At 41.3% G+C, this 21,802-nt stretch carries 22 protein-coding genes; 11 read left to right on the top strand and 11 right to left on the bottom strand.

Annotated elements, in window-relative coordinates; translation table 11 throughout:
* Nucleotides 1–492: 492 nt before the first annotated feature.
* Nucleotides 493–912: a hypothetical protein gene (locus ACFG4S_RS18575; protein WP_392530510.1), complete on the bottom strand. Its 420-nt coding sequence runs from the start codon at nucleotides 910–912 to the stop codon at nucleotides 493–495.
* Between the two features lie 56 nt (nucleotides 913–968).
* Nucleotides 969–1,517: a bifunctional adenosylcobinamide kinase/adenosylcobinamide-phosphate guanylyltransferase gene (gene cobU / locus ACFG4S_RS18570; RefSeq protein WP_392530509.1), complete on the bottom strand. Its 549-nt coding sequence runs from the start codon at nucleotides 1,515–1,517 to the stop codon at nucleotides 969–971.
* A 397-nt stretch (nucleotides 1,518–1,914) separates the two neighbouring features.
* Between cobU and ACFG4S_RS18565 the strand changes: the two genes are divergently transcribed.
* The 4 genes from ACFG4S_RS18565 to hpsU all read left to right on the top strand — a co-directional run bounded on the left by ACFG4S_RS18565 (nucleotide 1,915) and on the right by hpsU (nucleotide 5,544).
* Nucleotides 1,915–2,721: a hypothetical protein gene (locus ACFG4S_RS18565; RefSeq protein WP_392530508.1), complete on the top strand. Its 807-nt coding sequence runs from the start codon at nucleotides 1,915–1,917 to the stop codon at nucleotides 2,719–2,721.
* A gap of 134 nt (nucleotides 2,722–2,855) precedes the next feature.
* Nucleotides 2,856–3,785, top strand: coding sequence for a glycosyltransferase family 2 protein (locus ACFG4S_RS18560; protein ID WP_392530507.1), 930 nt, complete (start codon nucleotides 2,856–2,858; stop codon nucleotides 3,783–3,785).
* A gap of 199 nt (nucleotides 3,786–3,984) precedes the next feature.
* The gene (locus ACFG4S_RS18555; protein ID WP_392530506.1) at nucleotides 3,985–4,929 is read left to right on the top strand and encodes a glycosyltransferase family 2 protein; all 945 of its coding nucleotides are present in this window, start codon (nucleotides 3,985–3,987) and stop codon (nucleotides 4,927–4,929) included.
* Between the two features lie 33 nt (nucleotides 4,930–4,962).
* Nucleotides 4,963–5,544 (top strand): hormogonium polysaccharide biosynthesis acetyltransferase HpsU, encoded by a 582-nt coding sequence (hpsU, locus tag ACFG4S_RS18550; protein WP_392530505.1) that lies wholly within the window; start codon nucleotides 4,963–4,965, stop codon nucleotides 5,542–5,544.
* Nucleotides 5,545–5,724: 180 nt separating this feature from the next.
* Here hpsU and ACFG4S_RS18545 read toward each other — a convergent pair whose 3' ends face one another.
* From ACFG4S_RS18545 to ACFG4S_RS18520, 6 genes are all read right to left on the bottom strand, one after another.
* Nucleotides 5,725–6,321, bottom strand: a complete 597-nt coding sequence (locus tag ACFG4S_RS18545; protein ID WP_392530504.1) for a CPBP family intramembrane glutamic endopeptidase — start codon at nucleotides 6,319–6,321, stop codon at nucleotides 5,725–5,727.
* A 163-nt stretch (nucleotides 6,322–6,484) separates the two neighbouring features.
* On the bottom strand, nucleotides 6,485–7,540 hold the full coding sequence (locus ACFG4S_RS18540) for a DUF3326 domain-containing protein (protein ID WP_392530503.1): 1,056 nt from the start codon (nucleotides 7,538–7,540) through the stop codon (nucleotides 6,485–6,487).
* 96 nt (nucleotides 7,541–7,636) lie between these two features.
* On the bottom strand, nucleotides 7,637–7,819 hold the full coding sequence (locus ACFG4S_RS18535; RefSeq protein WP_392530502.1) for a hypothetical protein: 183 nt from the start codon (nucleotides 7,817–7,819) through the stop codon (nucleotides 7,637–7,639).
* 143 nt (nucleotides 7,820–7,962) lie between these two features.
* On the bottom strand, nucleotides 7,963–8,280 hold the full coding sequence (locus ACFG4S_RS18530) for a 2Fe-2S iron-sulfur cluster-binding protein (protein ID WP_392530501.1): 318 nt from the start codon (nucleotides 8,278–8,280) through the stop codon (nucleotides 7,963–7,965).
* 108 nt (nucleotides 8,281–8,388) lie between these two features.
* Entirely contained in the window at nucleotides 8,389–9,120 is a 732-nt protein-coding gene (locus ACFG4S_RS18525; RefSeq protein WP_392530500.1) for a Uma2 family endonuclease, read from the bottom strand.
* A gap of 336 nt (nucleotides 9,121–9,456) precedes the next feature.
* Nucleotides 9,457–9,831 carry a transposase gene (locus ACFG4S_RS18520; protein ID WP_392536021.1) on the bottom strand — a complete coding sequence of 125 codons (375 nt, stop codon included), beginning with the start codon at nucleotides 9,829–9,831 and terminating at the stop codon, nucleotides 9,457–9,459.
* A 752-nt stretch (nucleotides 9,832–10,583) separates the two neighbouring features.
* On the opposite strand from ACFG4S_RS18520, the gene ACFG4S_RS18515 reads away from it, so the two are divergent.
* The 6 genes from ACFG4S_RS18515 (at nucleotide 10,584) to ACFG4S_RS18490 (ending at nucleotide 17,569) form a co-directional block, all read left to right on the top strand.
* The gene (locus tag ACFG4S_RS18515) at nucleotides 10,584–10,985 is read left to right on the top strand and encodes a hypothetical protein (RefSeq protein WP_392530499.1); all 402 of its coding nucleotides are present in this window, start codon (nucleotides 10,584–10,586) and stop codon (nucleotides 10,983–10,985) included.
* Between the two features lie 206 nt (nucleotides 10,986–11,191).
* Nucleotides 11,192–12,136, top strand: a complete 945-nt coding sequence (locus tag ACFG4S_RS18510; RefSeq protein ID WP_392530498.1) for a DUF4351 domain-containing protein — start codon at nucleotides 11,192–11,194, stop codon at nucleotides 12,134–12,136.
* Nucleotides 12,137–12,163: 27 nt separating this feature from the next.
* Nucleotides 12,164–12,415, top strand: a complete 252-nt coding sequence (locus ACFG4S_RS18505) for a DUF4351 domain-containing protein (protein ID WP_392530497.1) — start codon at nucleotides 12,164–12,166, stop codon at nucleotides 12,413–12,415.
* 307 nt (nucleotides 12,416–12,722) lie between these two features.
* Complete coding sequence (gene acnB, locus ACFG4S_RS18500; protein ID WP_392536020.1) at nucleotides 12,723–15,353, top strand: bifunctional aconitate hydratase 2/2-methylisocitrate dehydratase; 2,631 nt, start codon at nucleotides 12,723–12,725, stop codon at nucleotides 15,351–15,353.
* Between the two features lie 310 nt (nucleotides 15,354–15,663).
* Complete coding sequence (locus tag ACFG4S_RS18495; protein WP_392530496.1) at nucleotides 15,664–16,869, top strand: hypothetical protein; 1,206 nt, start codon at nucleotides 15,664–15,666, stop codon at nucleotides 16,867–16,869.
* A gap of 490 nt (nucleotides 16,870–17,359) precedes the next feature.
* Nucleotides 17,360–17,569, top strand: a complete 210-nt coding sequence (locus ACFG4S_RS18490; protein WP_392530495.1) for a CopG family transcriptional regulator — start codon at nucleotides 17,360–17,362, stop codon at nucleotides 17,567–17,569.
* 48 nt (nucleotides 17,570–17,617) lie between these two features.
* Here ACFG4S_RS18490 and nagA read toward each other — a convergent pair whose 3' ends face one another.
* A complete protein-coding gene (gene nagA / locus ACFG4S_RS18485; protein WP_392530494.1) occupies nucleotides 17,618–18,808 on the bottom strand; it encodes an N-acetylglucosamine-6-phosphate deacetylase in 1,191 nt (396 codons plus the stop codon).
* A gap of 142 nt (nucleotides 18,809–18,950) precedes the next feature.
* On the opposite strand from nagA, the gene purE reads away from it, so the two are divergent.
* Nucleotides 18,951–19,469: a 5-(carboxyamino)imidazole ribonucleotide mutase gene (gene purE, locus ACFG4S_RS18480; RefSeq protein ID WP_392530493.1), complete on the top strand. Its 519-nt coding sequence runs from the start codon at nucleotides 18,951–18,953 to the stop codon at nucleotides 19,467–19,469.
* A gap of 468 nt (nucleotides 19,470–19,937) precedes the next feature.
* Here purE and ACFG4S_RS18475 read toward each other — a convergent pair whose 3' ends face one another.
* Nucleotides 19,938–20,525, bottom strand: a complete 588-nt coding sequence (locus ACFG4S_RS18475; protein ID WP_392530492.1) for a Uma2 family endonuclease — start codon at nucleotides 20,523–20,525, stop codon at nucleotides 19,938–19,940.
* A 68-nt stretch (nucleotides 20,526–20,593) separates the two neighbouring features.
* Complete coding sequence (locus tag ACFG4S_RS18470) at nucleotides 20,594–21,784, bottom strand: AGE family epimerase/isomerase (protein WP_392530491.1); 1,191 nt, start codon at nucleotides 21,782–21,784, stop codon at nucleotides 20,594–20,596.
* Nucleotides 21,785–21,802 lie beyond the last annotated feature (18 nt).

Here is a 21,802-nt window from a genome sequence, read left to right as displayed (position 1 = left end):
CTCCTCCAGCGAAGTAATTTTGAACTTATTGACCTTTGGCACAGACAACTTTTGCCTAAAAATCCTATTTCCTATGCTAAATACCAAGTTTTTGAATCTGTAGACCAATGGTTAACTAAAAATACACCGCTCAAATATACTGCAACTAATATTGAGTTTGTCGCTGTTAAAAGTTAGGTTGCTTGATTCATGCCTAAAATCACAGCTAACTACTTTTCAAACAACCTCTTAGCTCGACTTTATCCAAAATTAAGAACTCGGTTTTCTTAATGCGGCAAAAACCCTGGCTTTTTGGCAAGTACTTTTTCCACGTCACAGATTATGAATGAAGTTAAAAAAGTAAAACTACTGTCCCACAAAGGTTTCAGCTTAAGCGATCGCGTTGCAAAGAAAATGGCTCAAGTCGAGCTTAGAGCTAGTCCGCTTAGCCCTAACGAGAAGTAAGCTACGTGCAGTGTCTAGAGAGCGTGATTACGAATTACGAATTACAAGTTATGTAATATTATTCAACACCCGATCGCTAATTGTTTTCAGTTGCTCTTGTGTGTTAACTGGCTCTCGCGGTGCTGGCAATTCGGTATTCGGCCAGTTAGGTAAATTATTGCAGGGACACAACAAAGCTGGCATTCCGACGTTTCGTGCAGCTACTGGCATCATGCAGCGACAGCAAGGCTGCATATCCCATGCCGATGTTAACAATTCGGCAATGGTTTCTTGGGTACCTTCTAAGTAACAGTCCCCAGATTCCGGTGAGAGAATTTTCTCCCAGCATTCTTCAAATTCTTCGCTATAGCGATCGCCATCTAGCACGGATTGAGGCAAAATGCTTGCCTTACCGTTCTTTGCGATCACTTTCTTACCCAACTGAAACCAGTAGGCAAGATATCCTTTAACTTGTTGTTTGGTAGCCATACCACAATTTTAGATTTTAATCAGGATATTTCCGACGTTGAATGTTTAATTTTGAATTAAGACTTTGGTGCTGGCAATGGGTAACCAAGAATACTGAGATTAAGAACATGACCGCCAGTAATTAAATAAACACTATCGCAGAGCGCACCTAGCTGGCGGACTAAAGAACCGAGGCGATCGCGGAACGTCCTACCAATGGGATAAGCTGGCACTACACCCCAACCGACTTCTTCGGCGACAAACACCATATCAGCAGCCACCAGATCCACTGTCTCCAACAGTTCTGCAAGAATATTTTCCCAGGTTTGGTCATCTTGTTCTAGAAGATTTGCTACCCAAGTTCCTAAAGAATCAATCAAAAGACAGCTATGGGGTTTTGCATCAGCAAGGGTAGCAGACAGTTGCACAGGTACAGATAGGGTAACCCACTCTTGGGGACGACGTTTTTGGTGTTCTAGAATGCGTTTGTGCCATTCTCGATCGTTTGGGTTATCAGTGGCCGTGGCTACGTAAATAACTGCTTTACCCGACTGCATGGCCAGAGTTTCTGCCCATTCACTTTTACCAGATCGGGCTGGGCCTGTTACTAAGATGACTTTACCCAAAATTTTTTCCTGAGTATCTTAACAAGATGGCTATGTTTGTAGTTTATCATCACTTCTAAGTGCTGAGTGCTGTACATGGATAGCGGGGCGTTTAGCCAGTGCTGAGTGCTGAGTAGGGGTAATTAAAGGCTTGCTGCTACGAATTTAAGTTCATAAGCACCTAGTGTTCTGTCGCAAAAGTTTTGAAGGGTTATAAAAGTTTGTAACAAGTACTTCAGTACTTAAAATTGAGCGATAAATCGCTCACTACAAACCCATCAAAATTAATGGGACAGACTATTAGTCTGGGAAAGGCTGCGAACTAAATATTGGTGACACTTACAGGTGAAAACAGTAAGAAAATGTGAGCAATGTTAGTTAGCATTTTTGTATCGACAACAAACTTTAGGATATTTTTATGAAACCGGGTTTAAAACGCATTGAAGCAACTCTACACGATTTAGGGACTCGCGGCACTGCCTCTGCTCCGGAAGCAGGTGATGCCACAAAACGGCCTTTCTCCTTTAGAATCAGCGTCACAGCTAATGAAACCACGGGAAATACACAGACTCAATCCTTTGAGGAAGCTGAACTAAAGACACAAGGACAAACAGTTGGCCTTGGTGTCGATACTGAACAAAATTTATTTCCTCACCATGACTCTGTGCAAACCTTTCAAGCAGAAGAAAACGGTAGCAAAACACCCAGCTTACCGAAGTTAAAAACTCCCAGCATCAGTAGCCATCGCCACGGAGCAAATCCGGGTTTGGCAATGAATCTATTGCAAGAAATTCAGGAAAGTGTCGCTGGTTGGCAAACAGAACTCCAAAATATTTTGCAGCAAATTCAGGATATTTACTTAGAAGGACCGATTGTCAATGGCTGGTTAGAATCCAATCCCCACGAACCAGAACCAGGAGGAACTGCAACACTCCGCCATGCAGAAGTTGACCGCCTCATGAACTACGTGGAAGAAATTTGTGCCAGTGGTGGGAAAGTATCCTATCAATCATCTATTACTGGTTATCGCCTCTGCGGTGTAGACGATTCTGGTAAAGTTTGGTCACGCCCATGTCCTGCGGATCAGGTTCCCACTGTTAGCATAGCGATCGCTCGCTACCAAAAGTTACGCCAACTGTTGGGGCGTAAGCAATCTTTAGAAACTCGTCTGGCTCAACTTGCCCAAAGTCTTGTAGTTTTACATAGTCATATTCAACAAACGTGAAGTTTTAAAGATTATTTCCGAAAAAACTCGGTTGGTGGGTGGATAAATTTTGGTTTAGATTAACTCTCAGCAGGTGTGCGTTGGATTTAAGATTTTTATCTAAAATCCCAAATCTCAAATCCAAAATTAAATCTATGCCAGACATCCAAATCTCTGCTATTATCTGTACCCACAATCGAGATGCCTATTTAGGAGCTGCAATTGATAGTCTTTTAGAGCAGGATTTTGCTGCTGATTTTGAAGTTGTGGTAGTTGATAATGGATCTAGCGATCGCACCCGTGAAGTTGTAGAACAAAGAATCCACAATCCTCGCCTGAAGTATGTCTTTGAACCCACCATCGGCTTATCTGTTGCCCGCAACACAGGTGCCAAAGTAGCTAGTGGTGATATTCTGGTTTATCTAGATGACGATGCAGTTGCGAGCAAGGGCTGGTTACAGATTTTATATTTTGCCTATTACAATAACTCTAAGCTAGCGATCGCAGGTGGGAAAGTCACTCTCCTATGGCCTGAAGGAATTCAACAACCACGGTGGCTATCTCCGGGGCTAGCTGCAAATCTGGGTGCATACGACTTGGGTGACACAATTATCTACATTGAGCAACCTGGCTTAACACCCAGAGGCTTAAATTACTCCATCCGACGCAGTTTCTTAGAAGAAATTGGAGGTTTCGATCCTCATCTTGGTCGAGTGGGGAAAAATTTATTATCTAATGAAGAACTACAAATGACCGAATTTGCCCTACAACGTGGTTGGCAAGTCGCTTATCTTCCAGAAGCACTAGTTGCCCACAATGTCGCTCCTGAACGCCTTCAACGCTCTTGGTTTTTAAACCGCGGCTGGTGGCAAGGTATCAGCGAGTGCTATCGAGAACAACTCGCGGGCAAAGCCGGTATCGCTCAGTTACGGCGAGGCGGCGAAAGATTTTTGCGCGGCTTGTATAAAGCATTGCAATATTTCTCCGATCCTGCAGAACGATTCGATAAACTTGTGTATGCTTATGGTCAAATTGGCTACTTAAACGCCGCTATTCAAGGTCTTTTATCCGCATCAAAGAAATAGAGAAGAATACAGAAATCAGAATACTTGGAATTTGGGAATTAAACCACCTGATTGTATACTTCCAAATCTATGATTTTAAAAGGGTTTCAAATCCCCAATTAATCATATTCCCAATTAATTCTGACTCCTGTTAGCTCAGCGGGGCGTAGCCCATCCTGACTCCTGAATTCTTTTTCAAATAACATAATTTATAGTCATTATGTCATCTAAAATACCAGTTTCTGTATTAATTCCGGCAAAAAATGAACAAGTAAATTTGCCTGCTTGCCTCGCTAGTCTTGCCAGAGCAGATGAAATATTTGTAGTCGATTCTCAAAGTATTGATAACAGCGTTGAAATTTCTAAAAGTCACGGTGCAAATGTCGTACAATTCAACTTCAATGGACATTGGCCTAAAAAGAAAAATTGGTCTTTAGATAATCTACCTTTTCGTAACGAATGGGTGTTAATTGTCGATTGTGACGAGCGCATCACTCCTGAACTTTGGTCAGAAATTGAGCAAGCAATTCATGATGATGAATATACAGGTTATTATCTCAATCGCCGCGTATTTTTCTTAGGAAAATGGATTCGCTATGGTGGTAAATATCCTGATTGGAATCTACGTTTATTTAAGCATAAAAAAGGTCGCTACGAGAACTTACATACTGAAGATATTCCCAACACTGGTGACAATGAAGTTCACGAACATGTAATTTTGGAAGGGAAAGTTGGGTATCTAAAAAATGATATGCTCCACGAAGACTTTCGCGACCTTTATCACTGGTTAGAACGGCATAACCGCTATTCCAATTGGGAAGCTCGGGTTTATTTTAATATTCTCACAGGTCAAGATGATAGCGGCACCATCGGCGCGAATTTATTTGGTGATGCGGTGCAACGCAAGCGATTTTTGAAAAAAGTATGGGTACATTTGCCATTTAAACCACTTTTGCGGTTTGTTTTATTTTATATAATCCAACGCGGTTTTTTAGATGGCAAAGCAGGATACATATATGCACGTTTGCTGAGTCAATATGAATATCAAATTGGCGTTAAACTTTACGAATTACGCAATTGTGGTGGTCATCTAAATACTGCTACTACCGCGAAGCAGGAAGCAGGAGAAATGAGGGAGATGAGGGAGATGAGGGAGATGGGGTGATGGGGAGAAGAGGGGCAAAGGTGAGAATAACCAATGACTAATGACAAACCTTTCGTAGATTTAGGCAAATATGACCAATCTTGGTTTGATCGAGGGCGTCCTGGTTGGTATATTTTGCTATGGTGGTTTGTACAAGCGATCGCCTTTCCGCTGACTCCTCAACCGTTAAACATTCTGCGTTGTGCTTTACTGCGACTATTTGGCGCTCGTATTGGCAAAGGTGTGTTAATTCGACCCACTGCCCGCTTTACTTACCCTTGGAAAGTTACCATTGGTGACTATAGTTGGATTGGAGATAACGTAGTTTTATATAGCCTAGATCGGATTCACATTGGCGAACACTGTGTAATTTCCCAAAAAAGTTATCTCTGTACTGGTAGTCATGATATCCAAGACCCTGCCTTTGGTTTGAAAACAGCGAGTATCACCATTAACAATGGTGCATGGGTAGCAGCAGATTGTTTCGTTGGACCCGGAGTGCAAATTGGGGCTAATGCGGTGATTGGCGCTCGTAGTAGTGTTTTGACAAATATGCCCTCTGGGCAAGTTTGTTGGGGAAGCCCATGTCGTCCAAATAAAGTTCGGATAAAACTCGATTCTGCTGACGGCAATTAATTTATGGGATGATTTTCAACTGGTCACGCGGTTTCTCGCCCACCAACTTTTATGTTTGGTGGGGGACAAATGGCGTTTGGGTACTGGGTACTGGGAAAAAGTTCTTGAAAATTTGGTGGTGGGTAAGAGAAAACACCATAATTTTTCGATTTTACACCCAGTCACTTTTACGCTCAAAATTTAATTTTTAATTGCCGACAACTGCCAGATTTTCCACATAGAGCTAGAAATCAAATTCGTGATAATATGAGCGGCGATCGGCACTAATAAGTTACCAGTGAACAAGGCACTATATCCTAATATCATTCCGACGAATGTAGCCCAAATGACATAAGGCCATTGCTGAGAACCACTCAGGTGCAAAATGCCAAAACAAAGACTGGATATAACTACAGCCAGATGATTAAAACCTAAAGCTGGCAGCATCACACCCCTAAATAACAATTCTTCACTTAAACCTGGTAGCAACCCCAACCAAATTAAATCCGGTAAGGTTAGAGGTTTGAGTACCATTTCCAGATAATAATCTGCACTTTTACGGTAGGGAGTCCAAATGCGATAAGCTAAGCCACTTAATGCGGTGATGACAAATCCCAACCCTACACCCAACAGCAAATCTCTTTGATCCAACTTCCAGGAAAATAGGGAAAAGTTGCCAAAATGCAACGACAGTTTGGAGACTATCAGCAAAATGATTGCAGTCGCTCCCATCGCCCCAAGTATTTGGATGCGTGTCAAATATGGAATTTCTGGTTCTGGCTTTTGTTGTTCAATCACGGGTTTTTAGAGAATGGGGCATGGGGCAAAACAGTTCCGAGTTCCGAAGTTCTGAATAAAGAACTGAAATTCCCTACTCAGTACGGGCTAAACGCCCCGCTATCCATGTACAGCACTTCTGAAGGGCATGGGGTATGGGGCATTGAGGAAAAATAACTAATGACTAATGACCACTGAGCTCTAAAGACAATAATTTTGGACGGAGGGCGCAGGGATTGATGCCTGCTTTATGTGCCACCAATACACCCACTGCCTCTAAATATGAGTTTACCTGTATGGATTTGATCCCCAACGGTTGGGGAGGAACTGTTATTACAGTTTTATTTTCGTCTACTGTAATTATTTGGCATCGTGTTTGGCTTAAACTCAGTAAGGCACTACTACCACAGGCATTTGCAGGTACGATCGCAGCATCCACTCTATCTGCCCAAATATCTTCTTGATGGGATGCTATCGCTCCTCTCTCTATTATGAATTGTGGAGCGCGACTCAAGCCTACGAGAACACACGGTAAAAAGGTGTAACCCAATTCTTCAGCAGCGGAACGCGGTGATAAATTCGGTTCTGGGGGTGAGCTAGCAAGAGCCGGAGAATGGGCGCAAGGAATTTGAAAGGTTCGCACTAGCAAATGGCTAATTACGGCCTCTGCACCCGCGAGGGAATCAACTCCTTCACCTTGCCGATATTTCTGTACTGCTTCCTCATCGATATCATCGGGGAAACGGGCAACAACTGCGATCGCTTCTGCTCCAGCTTTTTTAATCAGGATTTCAGCTGCCCTTAACAAGCTATCGGGGTTACCAATTGTCCCCCAACTGGCACCAGATGAAGTAGTCCGTAATTCTACATTTAATGGTGCATCAGTGATGACATAATCTGTTAAGGTCAATCCGAGAGTGGCTCTGGCTGCGTCGGCTGCTTGCAAGTGTCGTAGCCGCAATTCTGGCTCAATACCTTGGTCTAAAAGCAAACCTATTTTGTTGTTCCTGACTGGACGCAAACCCCAGCATCCAGCAGCAAATTTGTCAAGTCCGAAACCTTCAACGTAGAAAGAATTGGGGAGATTCCAGTATAAACTAGCGCCATTGAGGACATTGGGGTGAGTAATCAGGCGATCGCAAACCTGTGCTATAACTTTGGCAACAGGCAAAGCATCTCCGGCATAACCCCCAATAGCAGCCCCAACACCAGTTGGTACAATTAAAATAGCAGTGTACATATTGAGTGGTGAGTTAGGAGTGCTGAGTTAGGAGTGCTGAGTTAGGAGTTAGTATTATCTCCTCTGCCCCTCTGCTCCTCCGCTCTTCTAAACTCACTACTCGGCACTGACTGTCGTAACAACGGCTTCAACTGTAGCCTTCTGCTGGGCAACGTCTACAGAAGTAACAGCCCAACGAAGGGGTTCTCCTTGTTTCTTCAACTCTGTTTCAATTGTTTTGAGTAACTCTGCCGGAGTTTCTTGTAAATCAATTTCTGCGGTAATAAAATGAGTTGTCATCTCAGTATATCCTGTTGATTTGTAGTTTCTAGAATAGCTGATATCAGGTGCTATGAAATACTTATGTTATTTATCAGTTATTCAGTTATCAATAATTCATTCCAATACTGATAACTGAGTACTGACAACTTTTCACTGATTATTTAGTCTTTACCAAATTGCAACTGATAAAGGGTGTCTTCTTTTTCTGTCTCAATTTTCAAATCAGAAAGAGGTTTCGCAACGCAAAGCAATACATAACCTTGTTCTTGCAAATGTGGACTAACGCCCATGCCATCAGCTTGATCGACAGTTCCCTCGTTTATTTTACCGGCGCAAGTCGTGCAAACACCTGCATGACAGGAACTTGGCAAATCCAAACCAGCAGCATCGGCAACTGATAAGATCGTTTCATTTTCAGGAACTTGCAAGGTATGAATTTTGCCTTGGTGATCAATTTCGACGGTGTAAGTTTTGGGCATATACAAAAGAAGGTGATGCTACGGACAAATTTCTTAGTTTATCTGAATTAGTTAAAAATATCCAGATATTACTATAACAATTTAGGTAGAAGAAGCGATAAACTTTCTTTAGAGAATATCAGGGTCAATATCTAATTCTCGCAACTTAGTGGCTAGGCGTTCTGCGCGTTGCTTTTCTTGCTCTGCAAGCTGTTTTCCCTCGTCCGCACGTTGCTTTTCTTGTTCAGCACGCTGCTTTTCCTGTTCTGCCAATTCTTGCGGTGTCGGCACTAACTCTCCTTGTGCCATAAAATAGCGTAATTGATTGTCCTGCACACCCAGATATAAATCTAACTGCTGACTCCATAACCAACCTTGGGAATTCGGTTCTATTGGTTGGTAATGAGCGTCTACTAAATGAAATCCCATAAATTCTAAATTATTGGGGTCAAACCAAAAATACTCTGGGGTGCGAAAGATATCTTGATAGATTTGTTTTTTTAAGCCTTTGTCTGTGGCTTTTGTAGAAGACGAAAGCAACTCGACAATGATATTCGGATATTTACCATCTTCTTGCCAAATCACCCAACTTTTGCGCGGTTTTTTTTCGCATCCTAGCACGATAAAAAAGTCTGGGCCGCGAAATTCTTCTGATTTAAGTTGACGTTGGCTATAGTAAATCGTCAAATTTCCCGCCGCATAAAAGTCATTGCGATTTTGCCACCACAATTCTAAGCATTGTAATAACAGAATAATTTGGCGTAGATGTAAATCGCTTTCCAATGGTGGTTCGTCACTGTAAATATCTCCTCGCGGAAATATTATATCTTCTCCTGGTTCTAATTCTTGGGCAACTGACATGACTTTCTTGGGGCTAAGAGTGAGACGATGGGATGAACACCTGCGGGTGGATGCACAGATGTAATTACTATCATAGTGGTTGCTGATTTATAGTTATGTGCGATCGCGCCCGTTGCTGCGACAATATGATTTAAGGTTGATTTTGCAGCTATGATGACCTACTTTAGTATAATAAACTCAAATAAATTAGTTAAATTTGCTTACTATAAATAAATATGCGCGATCGCGTTAAGGGGTTGGCGGTAATTGCTGGCGTGGAGGAGCGATAAAAATTATTGCTGATTAGACAATGTTTAAAAAGTCCTCTTGTCGGTAGTAAAACGTTCTAGATCCCCCCTACCTGGCACTGCGGGGTTGCTGTATTCCTGCGGCTTTCGGGTTAGTGTGAATATATCGCAGAGTATTTAACGCCCGACGTTTATCTGTATTGGCAAAACCTGTACTGTGGTAGCGCTTTTCCCAAAAATGCCCCGTGCGGTTGAGCATTCGGTTAAAACACATAGCAGTATACCAATTCAACCAGTGCATAAGTTTCGGTAAATCTTCTGGTTGTTTTGGTTCCAGCAGATAATGCACATGATTGCTCATAATGCACAAAGCATAGAGTTTAAATTGATATTTTTCCTGTGCTTTCTTGATGGCATACAGATAGACTTCGCGGCATTCTAAGCGCGTTAGGCGAAATTCGCGGTTATTGCAGCGAGTCGTAATGTGATAGCAAAAACCTGATTATAAATTGCGTTTTGGGCGAGCCATGAAAAAAATCGTTAAAATACCACGCTTGCTATAATGCACTCACCAACAAACTTTGGTCATCAATGTTACAACATTAAGGCTTCAGGTTAAAACATTAAGCCTTAGAGCTAGAACATAAAGCCTTAAGGTTACAACATAAAGACTTCAGGTTATAACATAAAGCCTTAGAGCTAGAACATAAAGGCTTAAGGTTACAACATTAAGGCTTAAAGTTAAAGCAACATGGAATACAGACTATTTGTAGGGGCACAGCAATGCTCATTGGTGTCAAGTGAAGCTTAAACGCTTATTCCACATGCATTTTACCCCACCCTAACCCTCCCCTTGTAAAGGTAAGGGAACTAGATTTCCGGCTTCCCCCCTTAGAAAAGGGGGGATTGAGGGGGGTAATTTGACTTGTGTGTACACGGTAGCCGATGGCTTACAAAACTGGGTTGACGCGGATAGTGATTGTAAGCAAGTGGACTTAATACCAAGTGATTCTAGGGCTTTGACGTTGAGTTGACACCTACGATCATTGCTGTGCCCTATTGTCTATTGCTTAAACATAATATTATTTTGCTGAAAATCAACCTTTAATTATTAAATTCCGAGAAATCACGGGCATTAATAAAAACTTTTACTACAAAAAATGCGTTTTTTGCTGAACCAGAATACAGGTAAATTGAGACAAAATAGCTCTGTAAAGCTATTAAAAACGTAAAATTATGACTCGGAGAAAACGTAGTTCCCGGATTTTAGAAAAAGCTAAATTTAGAGTTGCCGGGCTGAAAGCTATAGATCCAAATATCAATTTTGATGATACTTACAGCTTGCAAAACCTGGCTCAATTAATAGAAAATTTTCACAATATGCTTAATGATTATAATGCTGCTATAGCTATGATTGACTCTTCTAGAAAAAAGCTGGATGAGATGGAAAAAACCTTAAGTCAGGTTTCAGATAAAATGCTGACGTGGGTTGGTTTCAAGTACGGCAAAAACAGCAACGAATATGAACTTGCAGGTGGCGTTCGAGACAGCGAACGTATCCGTAAAAGCAGATTGACACGCTTGAAATCGAACATAGATAAAACATCAGATGAAAATGCAATAACCGCCACGCCTTAACGGGAAATCAAAAGTCAAAAATCAAAAGGTTTATAGAATCTGCTTTTAACTTTTTTAGAATGGTATCTGTGAAAATTAAATTCAAGATGTCCAGCAGATCCCCGACTTTTTTGAGAAGTCGGGGATCTATTTTGTTACGAATGATTCAAAACTGCTATATAATAAGACTTTGCATTAACCCAAAACTTCCGAAATCTTAAAATTGAATGACCAGGTTTATCCATGATAAATTCGCCAAAGACTATCTAGAAGAATTATTAAAAGATTACGGAGAAGTCAAGGCATCAGAAAAAGTATCAGGAGAGATTAAAGAAATAGATGTTTTATTCACTCCTTCTAAACAGCAAAGCTCTAATATACAAATACTGGGTTTGCTAGGAAGATTTGCCCAACAGCCTGCGATTATAGAACCATACCGCAATCCAGCTTCTACCGATGAAATCTGCGATTGTATTCTCAAATTATTAGAAATAAAGGCTCTCCTGCGACGAGAAGCTAAGGCAAATAAAACCAAACTTCAGGACTCAGAAATTCCTCAATTGTGGGTTTTTACACCAACCATATCTGAAACTAGATTGTCTAGCTTTGGAACTATGCAAAAAGCAGGTTGGTTATCAGGAGTGCATTTTCTGCCAGATGCCTTGCGAACAGCAATTGTAGCAATACACCAACTACCCCAAACACCAGAGACATTATGGTTGAGGCTTTTAGGTAGGGGGAATGTGCAGTCGCAAGCGATTATCGAGTTGCAAGCGTTACCATTAGATCATCCATACCAAAAAGCAACTCTTGAATTAGTTTACAACTTGCGTGAAAACTTGAGAGTAAACCAAGAATTAGAAGCAGATGATAGGGAGTTAATTATGCGATTAGAACCACTTTATCAAAGAGACAGAGAACAAGCCAAAGAAGAGGGCAGACAAGAGGGCAGGCAAGAAGGAAGGCAAGAGGGCAGGCAAGAAGGAAGGCAAGAAGGGAAACAAGACTTAATACTGCGTTTACTAAATCGCCGTATTGGTGAGATTGATACGTCATTAATCGAGCGAATTAAAGGCTTATCGCTTGCACAATTAGAGAATTTAGGAGAGGCATTGCTAGATTTTTATAGTGTTGCTGATTTAGAAACTTGGTTAAACCAACAATTAATCTAATTTATTTCAATTGATAAAGAGTTAATTATGCGACTAGAACCACTTTATCAAAGAGACAGAGAACAAGCCAAAGAAGAGGGCAGGCAAGAAGGAAGGCAAGAAGGAAAAGAAGACTTAATACTGCGTCTACTAAATCGCCGTATTGGTGAAATTGATGCATCATTAATCGGGCGAATTAAAGGTTTACCCATTGAACAATTAGAGAATTTAGGAGAAGCATTGCTAGACTTTTCTAACGTCGCCGATTTAGAAACTTGGTTAAACCAACAATCAATCTAATTCATTATTACTACACTTGGCGAATAGAAGTTGCGGCTATACAGACTTGTGTTGAGCCGAGTCGAAATACAAAACCCACCGACCTGGGTTAAAAATCCTTGATTTACTCTTAGTCTACGGAGGTAAACAATGCTAGTGTAGTAGCGAATTCTATTCGCCTCATACTTTTCTTTTAGTATAAAAAAGTTGCTAATAAACGATTACCAGTAAGGCTTTCATCATAAAAGTAAGCTAAACTCTTATAGCAAAGTATTGACTAAAAATATTTCATAATTAAAGATAGAACATCCCAATGGAGAACATAAAAATGCTAGAACAATATCGTAAACACGTTGCTGAAAGAGCAGCACTCGGTATTCCTCCTTTACCATTGGATGCGAAGCAAACCTCAGAATTATGTGAATTACTGAAAAATCCGCCAAAGGGTCAAGAGGAGATATTATTACATTTATTGCGCGATCGCATTTCTCCTGGTGTTGATGCCGCAGCTTATGTCAAAGCTGGGTTTCTCACTGCCATTGCGAAGGAGGAAATCACCAGTCCCTTAATTGCGCCCATAGAAGCAGTGCAATTGCTAGGGACAATGATAGGTGGTTACAACGTGCAATCTTTAATCGATTTGCTGCAATTGCCCACTGTATCCCTCTCAGACTCTTCCGAAACGCCTCTGGTGATGGGTGGACAAGGAAAAGAACCCATTGCAGCTTACGCCGCCAACGCCTTAAGCAAAATTCTGTTGGTGTACGACGCTTTCCACGATGTTTTAGAGTTATCGAAAACCAATCCTTTCGCCAAACAGGTGATTGACTCCTGGGCGGAAGCTGAGTGGTTTACCCTTCGCCCAACAGTCCCAGAAGCCATTACTGTCACTGTTTTTAAAGTCCCTGGCGAAACCAACACCGATGACTTATCCCCCGCCCAAAGCGCCACAACTCGCCCGGATATTCCCTTACACGCCTTAGTGATGTTAGAGTCACGGCAACCAGGAAGTTTACAAACCATAGCCGAGTTGAAAAAGAAAGGACATCCTGTCGCTTACGTGGGAGATGTCGTTGGTACAGGTTCTTCCCGTAAATCTGCCATTAACTCAGTCTTGTGGCACATGGGAAATGATATACCTTTTGTGCCAAACAAACGCGCTGGGGGTTATGTTTTAGGTAGTGCGATCGCGCCAATCTTCTTTAACACAGCTGAAGATGCTGGTGCTTTGCCTATTCAATGCGATGTCAGTAAACTAGAAACTGGCATGGTGATTACCATCCATCCCTACAAAGGCGAAATCACCAACGAAACTGGCGAAGTTATTTCCACCTTCACCCTGAAACCAGATACTATCCTGGATGAAGTCCGCGCAGGTGGACGCATTCCCCTACTTATTGGACGTACCCTCACCGATAAAACCCGCCTTACACTCGGTTTAGAACCCAGCAGCCTCTTCATCCGTCCTCACCAACCCACTGATACAGGCAAAGGCTACACCCTAGCACAGAAAATGGTAGGTAAAGCTTGCGGATTAACTGGTGTACGTCCCGGCACATCTTGCGAACCCATTATGACCACCGTTGGTTCCCAGGATACCACAGGTCCCATGACCCGCGACGAATTGAAAGAACTCGCCTGTCTGGGTTTCAGTGCAGACTTAGTGATTCAAAGTTTCTGTCACACAGCAGCTTATCCCAAACCAGTTGACATTAAAACTCATCACGAACTACCCGACTTTTTCGCCCAACGTGGCGGCGTCGCCTTGCGTCCCGGCGATGGTATCATCCACTCTTGGCTGAACCGGATGCTGCTACCCGACACCGTAGGAACTGGCGGTGACTCTCACACTCGTTTTCCCTTAGGTATTTCCTTTCCTGCTGGTTCTGGGTTGGTAGCGTTTGCAGCAGCCTTGGGTGTCATGCCTTTGGATATGCCAGAGTCAGTTTTGGTAAGATTCAAAGGTAAATTGCAAGCCGGTGTTACTTTACGGGATGTTGTGAATGCTATTCCTTACGTAGCAATTCAAAAAGGTTTGCTGACAGCAGAAAAGCAGAACAAGAAAAATGTTTTCTCCGGGCGAATTTTAGAAATTGAAGGTTTGCCAGATTTAAAAGTTGAACAAGCCTTTGAACTCGCTGATGCTACTGCCGAACGTTCTTGTGCAGGTTCTACTATTAAACTGAGTGTAGAGACAATTTCTGAATATCTGCGTTCTAATGTCGCACTTTTGAAAAACTTGATAGCGCGGGGCTATCACGATGCGCGTACCATCCTCCGCCGTATCGCCAAAATGGAAGAATGGTTAGCAAATCCCGTGTTACTAGAAGCTGATGCTGATGCGGAGTATGCCGAGATAATTGAAATTGATTTGAACGAAATCAAAGAACCAATTGTTGCTGCTCCCAATGACCCCGATAATGTTAAATTATTATCGGAAGTTGCTAATGACCCAGTGCAAGAAGTATTCGTCGGTTCATGTATGACGAATATCGGTCATTATCGGGCAACAGCGAAAGTTTTGGAAGGTGCCGGTGAAGTGAAAACTCGCCTGTGGATAGCACCACCAACCCGCATGGATGAACACCAATTAAAAGAAGAAGGTGTATACAGCATTTTTGGGGCTGCGGGTGCGAGAACTGAAATGCCAGGATGCAGCTTGTGTATGGGTAATCAGGCGCGAGTTGCTGATGGTACAACAGTATTTTCTACCTCTACTCGCAACTTCAATAATCGCATGGGTAAAGATGCACGAGTGTATCTTGGTTCAGCGGAATTAGCCGCAGTTTGTGCGCTGCTGGGACGCATTCCCACAGTGCCGGAATATTTAGATATTGTGGCTAAGAAAATTGATCCTTTTGCTGATAATTTATATCGGTATTTGAACTTCGATCAAATCATCGGTTTTGAGGATGAAGGGCGAGTGATTTCAAAAGAAGAACAAGCTTTGTTGGTCTAATCTAAATTAAGGTGAGCTTTTTTAGCTCACCTTAATTTTAAATATATAGTGTTGGAGAACTCACAAAAATCATATGAATACTCCATCTTTCAATAGCCAAAATCTAAAGGAGAGTAGTTCCTATAGATATGGGTGCAAGAGAAATATCTCCTGCTTATGTTTTGCGTATTTTTCGCCAGTTCGGTTTTACTGATGAGGAAGTTGAGAGGCTGTTAAAATAGATTATATTTCAGTATTTTTACCATTAAAAATATATAAAAAATACAATAATTTGTTTATAGATTATTGATTATTGTATTTCAAAATTTTCATGCCCTATCTAAAATCGAAACATTTAACAACCAACTCGAAGAGACGGAATGAGGAGTCAGACAAAGCTAATCGTAAATTAATCTACATTGGCAGAGAAATTCGCTTTCAGTCTGAACAAGATTTAGAAGATTATATTGAAGCTTATTTTGACATAATATTCCCAGAATTGGTTTTAATTAAACGTCAGCATAGTCTCCAAATGCAGCGTTGTGATTTACTATGCTGTAGCAAATTAGATAAACAAGCAGTCATTATTGAATTAAAAAATGAAGAAGATAGAGGATTAGTATCTCAGCTATTGAGATATAGAAAAAATATTTTACAAAATCAATCTTTTGCCGATAAAATCGATTACTCTTTACCGATAAAATTAATCGCTATTGCTCCTATTTTTCATGAAGATAACTATATAGATAAAGAATCATCAAAATTTGAAGATGATATATATTTTTGTAAATTCCATATCGAATATCAGACAACAACTCCTAAATTCCAATTAGAAGGTAAGAATTATGATATTCTTTACCCTGTGTTTGGCTTACCTGGTAGCTTACAAAATGAAGACCTACGAAGTACAATATTGCCAGCTTTTACTCATAACTTTGAAAGTAAGTTGCCTGTAGATACTCGTCAAAATTTTAGAATCATCAGAGAGCTTTTTATGGCTAAACCAAAAGTGAAGGAAATGGTTAGCCCTACTTATAGAAAAATACTATATGGTACTGGTGAAGGACAAAATCATAAGAAACTAGCAGAAATAACTAATACAGGTAAAGGGATATGGTTATTTCTTTGGTTGCCAACTAAGGTGAGAACTAAAATCAAAATTCCAGTAGCACGATTTGGTTTTGTATTAGCTGCAAATAACAGCCATTTTGATCAAGATTCTGTCGTTGAATGGTTAGTGTGTACTAAGACTACCATTAATCTTGAAGAGAATTCTAACAATAATTTTTGTTTCTCATTTGACAGGCATGGTATGTCGAAATGGACAAGTGCAAATATGTATTTATGTCAAGCCTCATCCAATGATGGTAGAAATATAAACACTTTAGATTTATTGATCTATCTCCTGAAAGGTGCTACCCGTCCTTTTGATATTTCTCTTTTAGAATCGTGGTGGTCACAGGAAAGAAATACTCCTACAAATTTAGGATGGTATATTGATTTAGCTATTAAGACTTGGAACTATAGGATTAAGTGAATAATATCTAATAAACCATTTATTTATTTATTTTATAGATGTCATTTGCAGTCAAGCTTTAGGAGTACAAAGATAACAATGTTTTCATCTAATTGACCATTCTATCAGAGTGATCGCACTCTCCCACTTTGCACATAGACCTAACCACCCTGTCTCTTGGCTTCGGGGAGGGGCTGGGGGAGAGGTCAATCCATACGATCGCAATAACCTGTTAAAATCTAAAATCAATCAACTTCATGAAGCGATCGCTTTTTTTTTGTCACTCTCGAAAAAGGGTAACTGTTTGGGGTTCTATATTGCGTGATTTGACAAATAATCTAGAAAAGCAGTGTATAAACTAAAAATAATTGCTGAAAGTCGAAGTTTTATCTATTTATCGGCGAATTGAGATTAATTGTCTCTAAATTGGCTAAAACCATGATTAGGAGATGCTTAGAAATAAAGGTATAATTTTATTTACTAAGAGTAATATGTCAGTAGTAAAAAATAAATGGTCAATAAAAAATGGGCTGTTAAAAGGCTAACAGTAAATCTTACGTCAACAGAAACACAGAAACTCCAACAATACTGTGCAAAAACAGGAAGACCTGCTACTGATGTGATTCGAGAATTACTGCGTTCTTTAGAAGTTGAAAATGCTGAAATATCCGATCGCCAGCCATCGTCTGAAGTTTCAGAATTAGTTCAACTTCAAAAATAAGTTCTACTTTGAAATGGTTTGAGAAGTCTCGCTAAAAAACTTTTAGCCTCATAGTCTGTGCCAAGATAGTTCTCTTGTCTGTTTATCCCAATGCCAGCGTAATAAGTTAGCAGTGGTTTGGACTTTTACTATCCCTGGTAAACCAATTGCTTGTCTAGGTGCTTTGGTGACTAGAAAAATCGCACTTTCCACGTCACAAATCCCCCACTTTACCAAATTTTGCACTCCCACCAATAATGGTAGAGTCGTTCCTGATAATGTGCCATCTGGCAATCGTGCCGTACCGTTTTTGACCTCAATTTGCCGACTGTCCCAAGGATACACCCCATCGGGTAATCCCAGAGGTGCAAGGGCATCGCTAACTAGAAACAGCCCTTTTTCTTGATAGCTGGCACGAAGTAAAATTTGCAGCATAGTGGGCGAAACATGTTGACCATCAGCTATAAAACCACACATCACATCGGGATGGGTAATTGCTGCCCCTAATAAGCCAGGTTGGCGATGATGTAGTGGTGGCATAGCATTGAAGGCATGGGTTACCATTGTTGCGCCTAGTTTAAAAGCGCGTTGGGCTTGGATATCTGTTGCCTCGGAATGACCTAAACTAACGGTAATCCCCAAAGAACGCAAATATGGAATTACTTCACCAATGGGGTCTAATTCTGGCGCCAAGGTGATAACTTTGACAATATGGGCATAATCTCCCAAAACCCGCTTTACCTGGTCAATTGTTAAGGGTAACAAGTACTCTGGCGGATGGGCGCCGCGCTTTTGAAAATTCAAAAATGGACCTTCTAGATGTACTCCCAGAATTTTGGCACATGAACTTCCTCTTAACCCATGTTTGTCAAGGGAAAGAGCAGTAAAATTAGCAATAACTGCAAGCGATCGCTGAATATTTTCTATAGAAGTTGTAACAAGTGTTGGTAAAAATCCATCTACCCCGACATCCCACAAAAATTGGGTTATTTTCTCCAGAAGATGAGCGTTTTCAGTTCTTAAATCAGTAAATGCTAATCCCAAAGCACCGTTAATTTGTAAATCAACGCCGCCTAGAGAAATCCAGTCGCCTACTACATCTAGCAGGGTTGCACCGCTGTGTGTTTCTACACCAACTTTACTCATTGGCAAGATTTGTTCAATTATCCCCTCTTGGTTAACCAAGAGCATTTGCAAATCCTTGTAACCAGGTACTCTAGCATTGATAATTTCTAGGGCAGTTTGTGTTACTTGAGTCATTACTATTGGCGAAAATATAGCTAAATCTGATTTTAGATGGAATAATCGACGATTAATCCAAAATCTGTCTTGGTAAAGTTATGTTCGCTGAAAGCCAGCCCTTAACTTTCCGCAAAATCCCAAATCCCAAATCCAAAATTCTATGACTCCCTTAGTTGGTATTATCATGGGCAGCGATTCTGATTTGCCTACGATGAAAGATGCGATCGCAGTTTGTGACGAATTTGGCGTTAACAGCGAAGTAGCGATTGTTTCTGCTCATCGTACCCCAGAACGTATGGTGCAATATGCTCAACTTGCACACCAACGCGGTATTAAGGTAATTATTGCAGGTGCAGGTGGTGCTGCTCATCTGCCTGGAATGGTAGCCTCTTTAACTCCCCTTCCTGTTATTGGTGTTCCTGTAGCTACCCGTAACTTACAAGGACTAGATTCATTGTATTCAATAGTACAAATGCCTGGGGGTATTCCCGTGGCAACAGTGGCGATCGGTAATGCCAAAAATGCTGGACTTTTAGCGGTACAAATACTCGCAACAGCGCAGCCAGAATTGCTAGAAAGAGTCCAACAATATCGTCAAACCCTATCTGAATCAGTCATAGCAAAGCAAGCCAAACTAGAAGAACTAGGCTATGAGCAATATTTACAGCAGATGTTTTAGCGACGTTCCAGTTAACAAAACATCTCATCCCAGAGGCGCACAGTTACTTGTGCGCCCCGACAAATGTAGTGCAACTCCATCGCCAAAACTAAAGTTTTCAACCATATTTATTTCTTCGTGCCTTATCTTGTAATAAATTAAGACACATAATTATCCTATTTGAACGTGAGTTCGACGGATAGAAAACGGCAAAATCTTTGCTAAATATCAAACATCAGAAATTGGTCAGGCATTGCTAAGAATTGTGCTTGAGCCGTCTATGCCAGAGAATAGACTTCTTGCAAAAGTTGGGGTAAAGGGGAAGGGGAAAAGGGTAAAGAAACTCAAAATCCTTTCCCTTTGACATGAGTCCCTTTTCCCTCTCTTGCAAAAATATATTTTTGCAAGAGGTCTAATATATAGGTATGGTGTGGGATAGGACAACCAAATTCAATCGTATCTAAGTACAGGGGCGATACCTCCGGTGAGCTACGCTAACGCACCCTCTGGAAACAACCGACTCAAGTCCAATAATGCAGTTTCAAATCCAGGAATCGCCACTGACTGGTTCGATAGAGAAATCTGCTTGTTGAGATAGCTAAACTTACTTTGAGCATTTTGATATGGCTGGCTATGACGCTCAAGTTGACGAGCCGGCAAATTCACAATCCAGTAATGACAAATTCCGGCTTCTGCATACAAAGACAATTTAGTTGTTTGGTCGTAATCTAAAGTTTTATCCGAAATTTCTATAACCAACAAAATATCTTCTGGATAGGGATGATGAACGAGATAATCTTCATCTATTCCTCGTGCAATGACAACATCCGGCTCCGGCTCACTCTGATTGGGAAGTGCGATCGGATTTTGTCCACGGATAACTGCTCCATCGCCTAAAAGCCGATCCAATTGACGACACAGGATAGAACTACAAACTGTATGAGGTGTTCCTTTTGCTATCATTTGAATCAGTTCTCCTCGAATTAATTCAATGCGATCGCTCTCTGTTAGAAATCCGAGTTCAATCAATTTATGATATTCGGCGATTGTAAATCGCTTAGGTGTCACAGCATTCATGAGACATCCTTCCAATAGTACTTGTGCAATAGCAGAGATTAAATGGACTACGTTGTTTACCGCTCCAGTCATCGCAATGCGTCAAATTGCTGCCAACAAAGGTATAACGCACGCGGTGTGTGAAAACATCCTTTCCATTTACCACCTTTGAGGTTCAACAATACTTCCCCACGCCGATTGAGATAGCCAAACCATTCACCGTACTCTGAGTCAGCAAAGTGTGACCAGGCGTAATCGTGCATTTTTTGATACCATTCCCAACAGACTTCACGCCCTGTCAGGCGATAAGCCATAGCTAATGCAACCAAAGATTCTAGATGAACCCACCACAATTTTTGATCCCATTCCAATTGTTGCGGGGGATGACCTTCTGCATCCATAAAGTAATACAAGCCCCCGTACTCGCTATCCCAAGCAAAATTCAGGATATTTAGCACCACATCAACGGCTTGGTTAATTGTTTTGGTATCGTTTTTGCGGCGGGCGATGTCCATTATGAACCACATAGCTTCGATACCATGACCTGGATTAATCAGCCTTCCCTCAAAACAATCTATATGAGAACCTTCAGGGGAAACGTTTTCGTACATTAGCCCCCGTTCTTGGTCGAGAAAATCCGTCATGACTTCGCGGACTGTCTCACCAAGGATATTCTCTAGTGTTTCTTTTGACAACAACCATTCCATTTCTAGAGTCAGGTTAGCTAAAATCATCGGTACAGCCAATGATTTCATCGGGCGTGTGTCGGGATAGATTTTATTATATTTCCCCTTGGGGTTATCTTTGCGCCGTAATACGTTGTTGTAAGCTTGCATCGCCACATCCTTGGCCCATTCTTCGCCGCCAGCAAGTGCATATTGACTAAATGCCATTGCCGCAAAGCAATCAGAAAAGATATTGTAAGGGTGAACTAGTGGTTTCCCTTCACGAGTGAGGGCAAAGTACCAGTTACCATCACTATCTCTGCCGTGTTGGGCGAGAAAATTAGCACCATTGCTAGCAATTTTTAGCCAGTTTTCGCGCTTTTCTAGCTGGTTGTAAAGCATGGAAAAAGTCCACAGCTGACGGTTTTGCAGCCAGATGAATTTGTCTGTATCATAAATTTTGCCGTAGCGATCGAGGCATGTGAAATAGCCGCCTTGTTGCCAATCCAGAGAATATTTTTCCCAAAAGGGGAGTACGTCATTGAGGAGAGCATTTTTGTAAAATTCTGCGTAGGCGTAGCCCGCCGGAGGCATCGCTTGAAAATTGTACTCCATATATTTCTCCCCTTTTGT

This window comes from Nostoc sp. C117 (assembly GCF_043099735.1).
Taxonomy (GTDB): Bacteria; Cyanobacteriota; Cyanobacteriia; order Cyanobacteriales; family Nostocaceae; genus Nostoc.
The sequence above is the reverse complement of the archived record's forward strand: the minus strand, read 5'-3'. Positions and strand labels throughout refer to the sequence as shown.